This window comes from Oceanobacillus profundus (assembly GCF_003515705.1).
In the GTDB taxonomy this organism is placed as follows: Bacteria; Bacillota; Bacilli; order Bacillales; family Amphibacillaceae; genus Oceanobacillus; species Oceanobacillus profundus.
Genome location: NZ_QWEH01000001.1, coordinates 341288 through 356464 on the forward strand (window position 1 = coordinate 341288; position 15177 = coordinate 356464).

16 protein-coding genes are annotated in these 15177 nt (G+C 37.5%); 7 read left to right on the top strand and 9 right to left on the bottom strand.

Annotation, left to right across the window (positions count from 1 at the left end; genetic code table 11):
• The first annotated feature begins 401 nt into the window (after window positions 1–401).
• From D1B32_RS01605 to D1B32_RS23630, 7 genes are all read left to right on the top strand, one after another.
• Complete coding sequence (locus D1B32_RS01605; protein ID WP_240033699.1) at window positions 402–884, top strand: GNAT family N-acetyltransferase; 483 nt, start codon at window positions 402–404, stop codon at window positions 882–884.
• 47 nt (window positions 885–931) lie between these two features.
• The gene (locus D1B32_RS01610; protein WP_118888462.1) at window positions 932–1480 is read left to right on the top strand and encodes a short-chain dehydrogenase; all 549 of its coding nucleotides are present in this window, start codon (window positions 932–934) and stop codon (window positions 1478–1480) included.
• Window positions 1481–1680: 200 nt separating this feature from the next.
• Window positions 1681–1935, top strand: a complete 255-nt coding sequence (locus tag D1B32_RS01615) for a hypothetical protein (protein WP_118888463.1) — start codon at window positions 1681–1683, stop codon at window positions 1933–1935.
• Between the two features lie 98 nt (window positions 1936–2033).
• Entirely contained in the window at window positions 2034–3833 is a 1800-nt protein-coding gene (locus D1B32_RS01620; protein ID WP_118888464.1) for a M3 family oligoendopeptidase, read from the top strand.
• A gap of 66 nt (window positions 3834–3899) precedes the next feature.
• A complete protein-coding gene (locus tag D1B32_RS01625) occupies window positions 3900–4808 on the top strand; it encodes a PhzF family phenazine biosynthesis isomerase (RefSeq protein ID WP_118888465.1) in 909 nt (302 codons plus the stop codon).
• Window positions 4809–5069: 261 nt separating this feature from the next.
• Complete coding sequence (locus D1B32_RS01630) at window positions 5070–6338, top strand: helix-turn-helix domain-containing protein (protein WP_118888466.1); 1269 nt, start codon at window positions 5070–5072, stop codon at window positions 6336–6338.
• Between the two features lie 5 nt (window positions 6339–6343).
• Window positions 6344–6493: a hypothetical protein gene (locus tag D1B32_RS23630; protein ID WP_158586185.1), complete on the top strand. Its 150-nt coding sequence runs from the start codon at window positions 6344–6346 to the stop codon at window positions 6491–6493.
• A 108-nt stretch (window positions 6494–6601) separates the two neighbouring features.
• Here D1B32_RS23630 and D1B32_RS01635 read toward each other — a convergent pair whose 3' ends face one another.
• The 9 genes from D1B32_RS01635 to D1B32_RS01675 all read right to left on the bottom strand — a co-directional run bounded on the left by D1B32_RS01635 (window position 6602) and on the right by D1B32_RS01675 (window position 15107).
• Window positions 6602–7723 (bottom strand): N-acetylmuramoyl-L-alanine amidase family protein, encoded by a 1122-nt coding sequence (locus tag D1B32_RS01635; protein ID WP_118888467.1) that lies wholly within the window; start codon window positions 7721–7723, stop codon window positions 6602–6604.
• Window positions 7724–7988: 265 nt separating this feature from the next.
• Window positions 7989–8531 (bottom strand): flavodoxin family protein, encoded by a 543-nt coding sequence (locus D1B32_RS01640; protein ID WP_095307680.1) that lies wholly within the window; start codon window positions 8529–8531, stop codon window positions 7989–7991.
• Window positions 8532–8973: 442 nt separating this feature from the next.
• Complete coding sequence (locus tag D1B32_RS01645; protein WP_095307681.1) at window positions 8974–9861, bottom strand: DMT family transporter; 888 nt, start codon at window positions 9859–9861, stop codon at window positions 8974–8976.
• 134 nt (window positions 9862–9995) lie between these two features.
• Window positions 9996–11243, bottom strand: a complete 1248-nt coding sequence (locus tag D1B32_RS01650; RefSeq protein WP_095307682.1) for an ABC transporter permease — start codon at window positions 11241–11243, stop codon at window positions 9996–9998.
• Window positions 11236–12168, bottom strand: coding sequence for an ABC transporter ATP-binding protein (locus D1B32_RS01655; protein WP_095307684.1), 933 nt, complete (start codon window positions 12166–12168; stop codon window positions 11236–11238). Before D1B32_RS01655 ends, D1B32_RS01650 begins: the two co-directional genes overlap by 8 nt.
• A gap of 2 nt (window positions 12169–12170) precedes the next feature.
• Entirely contained in the window at window positions 12171–13088 is a 918-nt protein-coding gene (locus D1B32_RS01660; RefSeq protein WP_095307685.1) for a M23 family metallopeptidase, read from the bottom strand.
• 15 nt (window positions 13089–13103) lie between these two features.
• Complete coding sequence (locus tag D1B32_RS01665) at window positions 13104–13961, bottom strand: ATP-binding cassette domain-containing protein (RefSeq protein ID WP_095307686.1); 858 nt, start codon at window positions 13959–13961, stop codon at window positions 13104–13106.
• A 3-nt stretch (window positions 13962–13964) separates the two neighbouring features.
• Window positions 13965–14357, bottom strand: a complete 393-nt coding sequence (locus tag D1B32_RS01670; protein WP_095307687.1) for a GntR family transcriptional regulator — start codon at window positions 14355–14357, stop codon at window positions 13965–13967.
• Between the two features lie 30 nt (window positions 14358–14387).
• Window positions 14388–15107, bottom strand: coding sequence for a hypothetical protein (locus tag D1B32_RS01675; RefSeq protein ID WP_095307688.1), 720 nt, complete (start codon window positions 15105–15107; stop codon window positions 14388–14390).
• Window positions 15108–15177 lie beyond the last annotated feature (70 nt).

Below are 15177 nucleotides of genomic sequence, written 5' to 3' on the forward strand. Positions count from 1 at the left end.
TTTAAAGTTTAGTATTTAAAAATAATGAACAATTTGATTTGATAAAAATATTCTGAGTAGATAGCGTGTTCTGTGGTAGACTAAAAGTGGCGGTTGTGTTGGAAAAACTATTAAAATCTGTGAGGAAAATCTTAATCCTAGGAGCAACGGTCGACTTTATTAAAATCTGCACAGAAACATATTATTAAGGTACAGATTTTCGAGAAGTGGTAAAACATATATTGTCAAAATAAGACACCATTCCTGTCCGCTAACGCACCAAAATTAAAAATAAGACACCATTCCCGTACGCTAACGCACCAAAATCAAAAATAAGACACCATTAGACTTATTCGGAGGGAATTACGGATTACCCCATTCTTAATAATAAAGATATAAATCTGGAAAGGAGCCCAACAAAAATGGTCACGATTAAACGAGCAGAAATGGTACATGTTGATGGAATAGCCCGTGTTTGTTGTGAGGGATGTATCGAGACATACAAGGGCATTAGAAGTATTGCAAACATAGAAAGAAATAATCAACGTTTTTATAATCATGAACGTATATCGAAGGAAATAGGTGAAAGCCCTGGCTGGGATGGCTATATTGTAGCTCTTGACCATAACGCAGTTGTCGGAGCAATTGGTGGAGGAATGCTACATAATGAAGAAAGTGAAGTGTATGTATTGTATTTGGACCCGAATAGACGTGGGGAAGGGATAGGGACAAAGCTTTTAGATTTTTTAACAACTATTCAGCGTGAGAAAGTGCTAAGAAGCAATGGGTTTCTGTACAAAAAGGAAATAGGAAAGGTATTCCATTTTACGAGAGAAGAGGGTTTTGTAAAGTATCCGAACAGCTGGCATATTCGAATACGGGGGATGAAGATTACCTTTCATTAAGATATGTACGTGGAATCTAAAAATGACATCGCAAGGGGAAATAATAAATGAAGCACGCATTAGTAGTCGGTGGAACTGGTATGTTAGCAGACGTGTCTCTTTGGCTGATGGACCAAGGGTATCATGTATCGGTTATTGCGAGAAATTCCGGACGTATGCAGCAGCTTATGGAACGAGCAGACTTTAAAGAAAAAATCACACCAATTATTGTTGATTATAGAAGTGATCATGAATTACAGAGCAAAGTACATACAGCAATTGAACAAAATGGTGATATTGAGCTGGTTGTAGCTTGGATACATTTGAATGCTCCAGCTGCACTTAAAATCATCACGAGGGAAATTTCAACGCATACAGTTGATTGGCAATTATTCCATGTGTTAGGAAGCAGTACGGACATAGATAAGATCAAGCGAGAAGTGAGTGTCCCTCAAGGCTGTTTTTATTATCAAATCCGTCTGGGATTTGTACTTAAAGACGAGTATTCTAGATGGCTGACAAACAAAGAAATTTCAAGTGGCGTAATTGACGCCTTAAAGCAAAAAGACTCAATACGAACAATTGGTATAATTGATCCTTGGGAAAAACGACCATAAAATGGTAGAACAAAATCTTATGTCCTGCGAAGAGACATAAAAATGGTTTGCAGCTTTCTAAATCAACGCTAACTAAAATGGAACCTTTTATTGGAAAATTTCGTATAAGTAGTATTCAAGATTAAGAGAGCCAGAAGGATGATGACGTCAAGGAGGGAGAAAAAGGTGAATCCGTGCCAAAAAACGAGGAGGTGTAAATTGTGAAAAAGTATATTATTTTTGCTGTTAGTTTTCTCTGTGCGTATACATTGCTGCAAATTTTGTCTGGAATGCTGCTCACATTCACCTATACGCCAAACATTACAGAAGCTTGGAATGAGAGTGGTACGCTAGCCCAGAAAACGATTATTGGAAGCAGTTCATCATCATTTTTAATATCGCTCGTGATTGCCTTACTTGCTGCATCAATTGCATATTTTTTCGCCAATAAATTTAGGAAGGCAGATGCAAAGTAGGATGTGATTGTTATTCAAACAGATTCTTAAATTCATGTTAGGGAAACAAAGTGAAGAGAGTAACGTAAATACAATGAACCAAATGTGGAGGAGAAAAAATGGAAACCACGAAGTATCGAGAAGTATGGGAATTAGATTCCTTATTCCCGGGTGGTAGTGAATCCAGTCAATTACGAAAACATATAAAGGAATTAGAAAGTAAAGTTTATACATTTGCAAACCATGTAAGTTATTTTAAGCCATCACAGGAAGTTGCTGATTCGATAAAGATTGCAGCGTTATTGGAACACATGAGTACCATTCAAATTCATGTATCACAAGCTAATTCCTTTATTACATGCTTATTAGCTCAGAATCCAAAGGATCAAACAGCTACATCACTTCAGAGTAAAATCGGTGATATTCGTGCGAGTTTTGATTCATCTGTTCAAAAAACGCAAAAAATTCTCCAAGGTATAGAGGAAAATTTATGGCAAAGTATGTTAGATACAAGTTTATTGCAAAACCATGCATTCATACTAAATGAATTGCGAACAAAAGGAGCACGGCAGCTAAATGACAATGAATTCGTGTCTGAATTAATGATTGATGGATATCATGCTTGGGGGCAATTTTATCATGCGCTGATAAGTGATATAAAGGTTAACATTTCGATCAACGGTAATAGAAATGAATTATCGGTAGGTCAGGCAATCAATCTAAGATCGCACCCTGATGAAAGAGTACGGAGAAAATCACATGAAGTATTAGAAAATACATGGATTGACAAAGAAGATTTGTTTGCTAGAATTTTGAATCATATTGTTGGTTTTCGGCAACAGGTGTATAAAAAAAGAGGAATTGAAAATGTATTAGAAGAACCTTTAATTGATAATCGAGTAGAAGAAGATACATTGAATGCAATGTGGAGAGCTGTTAATAAACAGAAAAAGCCATTTGTCGATTACCTCAATAAAAAGGCCGAACTTCTTGGAGAACCAAAATTGAATGCGTATAATTTCTGGGCTCCTATTACAGAAAGCACGCAACAGCTGGAGTATAAAGAAGCTGTTGATTTTATAACGAAGCATTGTGGCCAATTTGGACCTGAATTAGAAGCCTTTACGCTGAATGCGTTTGAACAGGGGTGGGTTGAATCGGAAAACCGTTCAGCTAAATCAGTTGCTGCATTTTGTGCAGGCTTCCCGCTAACTGGAGAGTCTAGAGTTTTCATGACATTTGGTGGAACGATAAAGGATGTATTAGCGCTTGCTCATGAGCTGGGACATGCATTCCACAATTATGCGATGAAATCTGTGGATGGTTTGAGCAAAAAATATCCATTAAGTTTAGCAGAAACAGCTTCAACCTTCTCAGAAATGATTGTATTAGAGGCAGCAATAAAAGAGACAACATCTGATCAAGAGAAGCTTTTTTTAGTGGATGAGAAGTTAAAACGCAGTGTAATGAACTTTATGAATATGCATTCCAGGTTTTTGTTCGAGAAAAATTTGAATGAGGAAAGAAAACAAGGGTTTGTTCCACCATCCCGTTTAAATGCTTTAATGAAGGAAGCTATGGAAGAGGCATATCATAGTTCCCTTGAGAATGCATCGGTACATTCATGGATCTGGACACCACATTACTATATTACGAAATCTCCCTTTTATAACTTCCCTTACACCTTTGGATATTTATTTGCCCTAAGTATCTTTGCAAAGGCAAAGGAGAAGGGGAAAACATTTGAACAGGAATATCTTGCATTACTACGTGATTCTGGGAGAATGTCCACGGAGGATTTGGTGATGAAGCACCTTGAGGAAGACATTAAATCAGAGGTCTTCTGGGAAAAGGGGCTTGCATTATGTATAGAAGATGTGAGGGAATTTATTCGATTAACGGAAAAGATTAAAAGATGATCTTTTCAAGTCATTTCTTTAGGATTGAAAGTTAATAACTGTTGTTTACAATGGGAGGAATGTGTTGTGAAGTCTGTGAAGGTTTATCATTATGATGCGTTTTGTAAAGAGCCGAATAAGGGGAATCCCGCGGGTGTGGTATTAAATGGAGATGTATTAACAGATGCAGAAATGCAAGAGATTGCTTTTAAAGTAGGATTTAATGAAACTGCATTTCCCGTTAAATCAGAGGTAGCGGATTTTAAGATACGTTTTTTTACACCGGGACATGAAATGAATTTGTGCGGTCATGCAACCATGGCAACAGTCTATGCATTAAAGACGAAAGGATTACTAGGTGGAAAAACGGAACTAACCATTGAAACAAAGGCAGGAATTTTACCTGTTATGATTGAATCGACTGCTAAGAAGGAAATCGTGATAACAATGAACCAGGCACCACCAAAATTCAAAAGTTTCAAAGGATCAAAAGAAGCTTTAGCCAAATCAATCGGATTGGAAATCAACGATATCGATGATAAGTTACCAATTGTATATGGCAGTACAGGTGCATGGACATTATTAATCCCAATAAAAAGTTTACGTGCTTTTAAGAAAATGAAACCGAAAAATGTTGCTTTTCCTACCGTTCTAAAGGAGATGCCTAAGTCATCTGTTCATCCCTTTTGTACAGAAACGAATCATGCTGACGCTGACATGCATGCCAGACACTTTTCTTCCCCCTACTCAGGTACGATTGAAGACGCGGTAACAGGTACTGCTTCTGGGGTAATGGGTGCATATTATGCTGAATACATAAACAGATATTTTAAAGAGTCGCTGAGGCTTGTAGTTGAGCAGGGGCATGAAATAGATAAAGATGGCCGAGTAGAAGTACAGGTGGATAGGAATAGTCAGCCCTATACTATTAAAATTGCTGGAAATGCAGTATATGTGAAGGATTTCGATATCAAAATAAAGAGTGTGAAAAAGTGAATAATAAGTATTGGAAGGAACTATAATTAAAAATCAATTCTCCATTACGCTCTGCAGTTTAGCTTGGGCGTTATTTGTATGCGAATCAACATGCATTTTTTCTCCTTCCCTTCCAATCAAACACATTATCACCATTTTTTATAGAGTATAACGACTATTACAGTAAAAATTTTCTAAGCACAAGTTTTCTGCTTGAATAGTCTAATCTGAGCAGTAGTAAGTGCCTGTTCTATTGTATAATTATGATAGAGGTGAGGACATATGAATAAGAAGATTGGGCATCGAATCAAATATCATCGACTAAAGTCGAGGATGACACAAACAGAATTGTCAAATGGAGTTATTTCCGTTTCCTACTTATCAAAAATAGAAAATGGAGAAGTAGAGCCTCGTCAGGAAGTTGTCAGCTTGTTATCAAAAAAGCTAAAAATGGAAATAGAAACCGATGAACATAATGGGGTTGAATTTTATAAAGCCTGGTTTCGTCATTTATTGGTTGGAAACCGTGCGGAAGCAGTCAAAGGGTATCAATACATGAAAGAGAATTTAGATATTGCGGATACCTCCTATCGAAATTTAATCAATCTCCATAAATTAAGCTATTACATACTTATTAACAATAAAGCTGGAAAAGAAAAACAGTATAAATACTTACAAACTATATCGCATAGCTTCACAGAACTAGAAACCTATTATTGGTATAAATTTTCAGGTGATTACCATTTTTCCTTACTATCCTATAAAAAAGCATTATCCTTTTATCAGCATACAGAAGATTATTTGAAATATCCGATTTATTCATTGAAGGATGAAGAGAATGATCTGTACTATTTAATTGCATTGTCGGCTAGTAAACTGCGACAGACACATCATACATTTTCCTATGCCACTAAAGCGTTAGACTATTATCAAAAGATTTATAATCTAAAAAGATGTGCGGAATGTCATATTCTTTTAGGTATTTCTTATCGCAGGACATCTGAACTGGATAAGGCAAAGGAAAGCTATCAATTAGCAGCTACGATTGCGGAGCTTGCTCAGGAACATTCTTTATTTGCACTTTGTAATCAAAACTTAGGAAAGGTATATTCTCTGTTAAACAAGTCGGAGGAAGCAATTGAATACTATTTGAAAAGCTATGAACTACATGCTGTTGAATCCATAAGTGATCAAATTGTTCCTGTATCGAGCTTGATGAAGGAATACTACCAAAAAGGAGAACGTGCAAACGCTGAAAAATGGTTGCAAGAAGGGCTTCGTTTATCGGAGAGCTTAACACCGATAGATTCCATTTATGTTTATGAATTTAAAGTGTACAGGCACTTGATTCATGGAATCGAAGATAAAGAATTTGTAAATTTGATTACAAAAAAAGTACTTCCTTTCTTTGATGAGATACCTTATGAGAAATATAAGTATTTAAAGGTTTTAGCAGATTACTATTTTGATAATCGAAAATATAAATTGGCTGCAAGCTATTATAATTATGCTAACAGTGTACTGAGTGGAGTTTACAAAGAAAGGGGGTGATGATGTTGAAGAAAGTATTTTTATTGCTTTCCTTAGCATTAATTTTTTCTTTTGCTTCAGACCTATGGCAACAACCTGCACCAATCGAGATGGCAATTGAAGAGGGAGTACCTCCGTTAAACGATAAAGAGCCTAAACCAAAGAGTGGTGAATAACACATAAAGCGAATATATCGTATTTAAATGTTCTATCTGTTACATAAGGGAGCTGTCCTATTGCTAGAACAGCTCCCATCGTTTAAAAAAATAGTTTGCACGGATACATTATCTATGGAAATAATCTACTAAACCATCTGTAATCGCTGTGGCAACTTGATTCTGGTAAGCTGCTGTTTGAACGATTGCTAGATCATTTGGATTTGAAATGAATCCAAGCTCAATTAAAACAGATGGAGCTGTTGTACCACGAAGTACACTGAAATCACGTTGCATGATACCGCGATTATCTAAGCTTACAGTAGAGGCTAGCGAAGATTGGATATTTTGCGCCAAGCCCCGGTCAGAACCATTGCCAAAATACGTAGTTACCCCATTTACCCCAATTGTAGGGAAAGAATCATAATGTAGGCTGACAAACGCATCTGTTTGATAGGAATTACTAATACTTGCACGATTATCGAGTGAAACGAAGTAATCACCATTACGAGTAACAATAACAGTTGCCCCAGCATTACGGAGTTCATCTGCTACTCTAACTGCTGTATCGGAAACAAGATCCTTTTCATAAATCCCATTAAGCGCAATTGCTCCAGAATCTTTTCCACCGTGACCAGGATCCAGTACGATAGTATAGCCTTCTAATGATTCTGATTGAGGTGTGTTATTATTCGTGTTATTGCTTGTATTGATCGGTTCGGATGATTGTTCGCTAGTTGACGAAGTGTTCGTTAACCATGCGGCAATCCATCCTGTGGAACCATTTGAAAATTTGATTTGGTGCCAATCGCCGTTTGTTTCAACTATGTTGTATGTATCTCCTGCTGATGACGAGCCTATAACATTGTAATCCGTACCAGGACCTGAACGTAAACGAACACTATTTGCTGTTACAGTGATCGAATCCGTCGTTGTTACCGATTGTGTATTAGCTGAACTGCTTTGGCTAGTATTGGCAACTGGAATAAGATGGTGCTTTGCAACCCAAGCTACATGTCCACCGTAATAGGTTTGTACCCAACCATATTTCTCCTGAAACGCCATTACTTTATTCCCTTTACTTAACACGCCAATGATTTCGCCATCAGAAGCAGGTTCACCTCGAACATTTAATACCGAAGAGTAAACCTCATAGGATTGACCTTCATTAGCATGTGTTAAACTGGGGACAAGAAGTGATCCCAATAACAGAAAGCCAATGCCGATGAATAATTGCCGTAAATACTTCATTTGCTCCTCCTTTTGTCGAAAATAATTTTCCATAGATTAATAATAATAGTTAATACTTTCCTTAACAAGGGAAATTTAAACATTTTTCAGCAAAAACCGTGCTAAATAACTAGAATTCGAAAATATATCTTACTAGATTTTGTGTAAGGGGAGAGTAACTACCTAATCTTTAATTGATTACTAGGTACGTAGAATTAATAATTAGCCTGACCATAATTACTAGAAAATATACGTATTGCCAAATAAAAAAGCACGTTGAAACTGTTCAACGTGCTTCCTCTTTTATAAGTAATGATGCTGCCTTTAATGCGGGTTTATCCTGGAGAATTTCTCCGGGCTTACTTGCCTTTCCGATTACATAACCTTCAAATGACATTTTATAAAACTGACAAATGTAATTAAATTGCTGGACAAGTGGAAGTCCTTTTATTGTCGGTGTGTCGCCGCCAACCGCAATAAGGTAAACCTTTTTCTTTGATAACGCTTCTCGAAAATGTGGGTATGCAGGATCTCTTAATATTTGCGACCAGCGGTCAATAAACGTTTTCATCGGGCCGGACATACTATACCAGTATATTGGGGTAGCGAACACGATAATTTCATGAGCTAGCATCTGGTCAATGAGCCACTGATGATTATCCGCGTTTGGGTCAAAGCCTTTGGCATCATGGCGTTGATCGATAATAGAATTGACTGTATAATCACGTAAATAAATATGGGTTCCTTTTTCCTTTGGGACAGCTTGGTATGCCAAGAATTCTGTATTTCCATGAACACGGGTTGAACCGTGAAAGACGATTATCTCCATTACACATCCTCCTTGAAGGTAAAAGCTATCTGCATAAGTGCAACATTCCAATGGATAAGGATTTCAATGAACCCTTAAGTGAATGCCGAGTTTTCTAACGTCATTCAAAGTATATGAGTCAACTGTTAATAAGATGTTAGTTTTACAGAAGATATCTGGAAACATCTTGGCAATGAAAAAAGCGAGCTTCACCACGAAGCCCGCTACATAACTTTTAAGCAAAAAAACATTCATCTGACTTGATATAATAATCAGTCCCAAACCTCACTTGCGATAATAAGGCTTACGGAAAGACTTACACAAAAAGCGATAATTGCGATTAACATGAATAATGCCCCCTTTATTCATAAGAAAAATACTACATTCTGTTAAGTCTATTATAGTATATTTTACATTTAAAAAGAACGACATATTTCTGAACGATAGGAAGAGAGGGGCTGTTTTATACAGGAATACGTTTTTTCTGTTGGATTAAAAAGAAAAATACACCGATTAATACAACTGCGCCTCCAGCAACTTGCATGCCGTTAACACGTTCGCCCAATAACAGGACAGCTAATGCAGTGGCTCCAACAGGTTCACCTAGAATACTCATGGAAATGGTTGTTGTATTAACAAAGTTTAGCAGCCAGTTGTTGATAACATGTGAAATAGTAGGGATAACAGCTAGCAATAGAAAAATCCCCCATTCACGTGACTCATACCCACTAAGCGAAATTCCAGCAATGAGATTATAGATTGTCAGTGTAATCGAAGCAAAAAGGAATACACAAAAACTATAAATCCAATGTGAAAGCTTTCTAACTACATTTTGCCCGATTAATAGATAACCAACCACAGCAATGACACTTAAGAATGACAGGATATCTCCAAGCACTGCTTCCCTGCTTAAGCCAAAATCACCCCAGCCAACCATGACTGCACCAATCACAGCAATTCCTACTGTTAGTAATGCGGGGATGGAGGTTCGTTCTTTGTAAATAAGGAATCCACCAATCAAAGCAACAATCGGCTGCAAGGTAAGGATAATAGTAGAGCTTGCCACAGTGGTAAGCTGTAACGATCCAAACCATAGAGCAAAATGTAATGCTAAAAACAGTCCTGAAAACATTAATAGAAAAATGTCTCGTTTGGAAATAAGCAGAAACTCTTTTCTTCTTTTCCATACAAATGGAAGCAATAAAATAGATGCAAACCACATACGATACATACTTGAAATCGTAGCGGGTGCATCAGACCATTTTACAAAAATGGCAGAAAAGGATATGGCTATAATCGATACGACTAATGGTATACCGATTTTTTTATTTGATTTTACTTCTTCTTGCAATTCTTACTCGCACTCCTTCGTTAAAACGTTATAAATGCTTTACTATTATAACATGGGAGGAATGTTTTAGCTTTAGCATATTAATCGGGAAGTATTGGAAGAGGCAGCCACTTGCATGGCTGCCTCCAAGAAAATTAAGCACGAAGCCATTTCAAAATCTCACCTGGCGTAGCATTTTTTCCATACATTAAAATACCTACTTTAAAGATTTTTCCAGCAAGCTTCATAAAGATCCAGACACTTGCCATAATGACAATGAGGGAGATAATAATCTCAATCCATGGCCATTGTTCAAGTGTAGATAGACGCATAACCAGCACGCCTGGTGCAGTAAACGGAATGTACGTACCAACTTGCGCAACGATACCACTTGGATCACTCAGAACAGGTCCCATAATAACAAGTGGTGCGAATGGCAGCATCATTACGAAGCCCTGGAAGTTCCCGGCAGTTGAAATATCAGACATCGTCGCACCGATTCCAACAAAGATGGATGCAAACATCAAATAGCTTAAAATAGCAATGAAAACAAGTAGGAGGGTTTCCGGAACGAGTAAATATTCGATAATTGGAATATCTAATTTCCAAACTGCGAATGGCAATAGAACAACGAAGAAAACTACTACTTGAATGATGCCCAAAACAAAATAGCCGACGATTTTCCCTTGCATTAGATCAGATGGCGTTAGAGAGGATAGAATGATTTCAGCAATTTTATCCTTCTTCTCCTGTGATGCACTTTGGAAGGTTGCCATACCCGTCATAATAACAGAAAACATAATAATTCCAGCAAATATACCAGGCACCATACGCTCCATCGGATCAGCGCCAAGTCCAGCTTCTGCTTCTTCTGCATCCTCTTCACTTGCCGCTGCATCTTCCATTGTTATTTCTTCAAAAGTGATTCCTTGCAGCAGACTTGCTGTTTCTTCTTCTGTTAAACCAAACTGTTCAATTTTTAATGCTTGCAGCGGTGTTGTTAATACTTGTACTTGATTGATAAAGAACTGGTCAATCTCATCACTTGTATAAACAGGAACGACACCCGTCTCGATTGCTTGATCATTAATAAATAGGAATGCTGTATTTTCGCTAGCTTCTAAGATTGATTCCACATCTGCTTCATCAATATCTGTTTGCTCCATTTCCCAATTCAAGTCACTTTGATTGATCGTTTCCTCTAATGCTGGATAAATACCTGTTTGGTCATGAACATATACCGTTGTAGCACTAGGTTCCGCATCATCTGATCCACCAAACAAGCTGCCGATAAATCCAAAGGCAAGAATCAGGATTGGCGTTAAGAATAGCCCGATTAGAAAGGTCTTATTTTTCATATTTCGTTTAATTTCCCACTTGGCTACTTTCATCGTATTACGCATGAAGTTCACCTGCTTCCTGTAATAGATTTTTATCTGTTGCGATATCAATAAATATTTCATGAAGCGATATCCGGTCGATTGTTAGTTCTTGTATGGCGAGCTGTTCTGGTAACTGCTTCAGCCAGCTGGCAGGGTGGATGTCACTTGCTAAATAGAGAATTGATTTGTCATCCTCTTGCTCAACACGCTGCACACCAAGTATACGGATTAAGTCATCGTAAGCATTTTTCCCGTGAATGGTACATTTAAAATTGGCATATTGGGTTTTTACGTCATCCATTGTTCCATAAATCACCTTCTGTCCTCGGTGAATCATAAAGAGACGATCCGCCATTTCTTCTACAAGATTCATTTGATGGGATGATAGTAAGATTGCAGTTCCTTTTTCCGCCAGGCTGCGAATTTCCTGCTTGAACAGCTCTTGACTTACAGGATCGAGTCCGGAAAATGGTTCATCCAATATGAGCAGCTCTGGTTCATGAATAACAGATGCGATAAACTGCACCTTTTGCCCCATCCCTTTGGAAAGTTCTTCAACAGAAACCTTATCCTTACCTTCTAGGTCAAATTTTTTCAAATAGCTCAGTGCGCGCTCTTTTGCCTTGTCTAATGGGTAGTCTTTTAGCTCAGCTAAATAAAGCAGAATATCCATCACGTTGACATTTTTATAAAGCCCGCGTTCCTCTGGTAAATAGCCGATTTTATTGCGAGGAATATCTTTCCCATTGCTATTCTGAAAGTCAATCGTCCCAGCATCTGGATACATAATCCCCATAATATTGCGGATTGTAGTTGACTTCCCAGCTCCGTTTGGTCCAAGAATTGCCATGATTTCACCTTTACGAACATCGAAACTAATATCTTTAATAATTTGCTTGTCTTTAAAAGCCTTTCCTAAGTTCTTTACTGATAACATTGTTTCCATTGTTATTTATTCACCCTTTCTTTTTTAACTACATCATTTCGGACTAAAAACTCCTCGTCAAATTGAAGTGGAACACCTATCCCATCTTTTTCAGCATGGATGTGGAGATGAGGTTCAGATGTATTGCCGGAATTACCAATTTGCCCGATTGGATTACCTACTGTAAGTTGTTCACCTGCTTCCACTGTGATACTGCCTTCAAGTAGATGGACGATATACAATATAGCATCAGTCCCATCACATGCAATGGCAACATAATTTCCTTCTGGTTGATCAGGGTTTGATTCTGGTGGTATTAAATCTGGTGAATTATTTCTCGTTTCTACTACGCTTCCACTGCAAGCACTGTAAACTATATCACCGAAAATTTCGTATTTATCAAGTTCTTTAGGATAGATTCCGTTTGCTCTTGTACGAAATTGATTTAACTTCACAATATCAAGCGCATACTGTTGGGGCTCATAGGCATTGTGATAGTTTATCTGTGTCGCGCTGCCACCATGTGCAATATAATAAGACCCGTCCTTTAATGGAAAAGCAAGCTCGATGGGTTCATCCTCTGTGGAATAACCACTCACACTAGAAGTCGTATATAGACCAAAAATAAGTAATAATACGATATTAAATCCTCTTGAAAATTTTTGGCTCCTGTTAAGCTTCGTACGAAACGGAAGTGATTTGGTATTTTTCCAAGACAGATAAATAGCAGGAATTAATAAAAGCACCCATACAAACTTCAGGTATATTCCTACCCAATCCCATCGCCCTGAAAGAAATAGCCATGTAATAAATACAACGGTAAATAGTAACTGGATGATCCAATCAAGGCGGGTTGGATATTTTGTTTTCCATAAAGATAAAATAAAAGCGACGGGTAGGATAACCTGTATGACAAATACTTGGATAATAGCTAAAGTCATCGATTACACCTTCCTTTATCTAGTGGGTGACAGTAGCAACGTAATAATCTCTTCCAAATCAAGTGAAGATTGGTTCGTCCATTGTAAACCTTTTTCTTGTAAATAGTGTTCCGTTTCTTTTGGATGATTGGATACCACTTGAACACGGTCCCGAAAAACTTCACCAGGAATAGATGATTCAGTTAGTTCGCTGCGTAACCAATAACGCTTGTAGCGCTCTGTAAGTGCTTCTTTTTCAAAGTTCCCTATCATCTCCCCATTACGTAATACGAATAGATAGTCAGAAAGTTTCTTAATATCTTCAATTTGATGACTTGCAATTATAATGGAGCGTTCACCTTGGTCCATCCATTCTACTAAAATGTCCATAAGGTGAGTTTTCGCTGGAATATCAAGGTATGCTGTCGGTTCATCCAAAAGTAATAAAGGAGTATTCCTTGGGATGGTCAGTGCAAGTGTGAGTTTCTGCTGTGACCCTTGAGAAAGTTTGGAAAAGCGTTGATTCAAAGGAATAGCAAAATGTTCAACAATTCTTTGGAAAAGCTGTTCATCCCAATGTTCGTAAAGTGGGGCAATAAAACATTTTAAATTCTCTCCAGTAAAAGCGTCCCATCCGATCATTTTTTGTGATTGGTAGGAAACAAATGATTTCCATTGCTCTTCATCACCAGAAACATTTTGATTAAATAAATTAATACTGCCACTGTCAGTGTTTGCTAGATTCATCATCAGCTTCATTAATGTACTTTTTCCAGAGCCATTATTGCCAACAAGTGATGTAATTGTTCCGGGTTCAATTGTTAAATTGATTGGTCCAAGATGAAAATTATCTATTTTCTTTTTTACCTGGGTTATCTCTACAAAAGGTTTCAACGTTTACTCTCCCTTCTTATAGCTCATGAGAATGTTATGGAAGATTTCTTCAATCTGCTCAATCGTATAGTTATAACTCATTGCTGTTTCTATAGATCTTTCAATTGTTTCATAGACAGAGTTTATCTTGACTTGCTGTTTCAAGGCGTCCTCAATGTCACATACAAATGTCCCTTTTCCTTGCTTCGTTTCAATAAATCCTTGATATTCTAAATTTTGATAGGCACGTCGAATCGTAATCACACTTATTTCAAGATCCTTTGCAAGTCCCCGAATAGATGGAAGTGCTGTACCTGCTTGAATATGCCCACTAGCGATTAATGCCTTTAACTGATGTTCGATCTGATGGTATATAGGTTCACGTGATTCGTTGGAAAGATGAATCGGCAGCTGCAAAGCACACACCCCTTTCTAAAAGACATTAGCTTAAAGATAATCAAGCTTTTCCATCGTTTTTTTCAATGAACGTGGCCAATAAAAGAAACCACATGCAGCAAGGAGGATGGATACAATAGCTGATAGGAGCGGAAATTCTTGCGCAATTCGAATCGTCCATTCCACAAAACCTACATCTAACACTGCATGAAAGAGCGTTAAGATTGCTGCTCCAAGAAGTATAAAAAAGAGACTAGATCCTAATAATGTTTTCCAATTGATAATATCTCCTCCATCACTTGTAGGTAAGAAGAATCCAATATATATACTAATTGCTAGCCATATAATAACGAAAGCAAGATAGGCACTAAACCCCATGTTTCGGACTTCCGGTGTCAGTATGTACAAGCATAGTAGTAAGGTGAGCTGAAACGGAAAAGAATAAAAAGAGTGAAAGATAAATCGGCTCTTCACAATGACATTTTTTCTGATTGGCAGCTGTTGAAGCATAATAAAGGAAGGAGATGCCCAGATCTCTCCGCTAATTTTCTGTACATGGGATTCTTTTGGTTTTATCCAAGCCGGGAAAAGAAGAAAGATAACGATGAACAAAATATCCCCTACAATTGTTGTACCCCCTTCAAAGATAGGGAGGAATGCAAATACGATTACGATATATAGCAAACAAAGTGTATAGGTAAAGACAGCGTGCTTTGAAAAGTTCTTCCATTCCGTCCCAGCTAACCAGAAAGCTTGTTTCCATTCTTTCATAACAAATACCTCCTAACTGTTATACTGTGTATATCTATATGAACAGTATATGACCTAGAAACATTTCTGT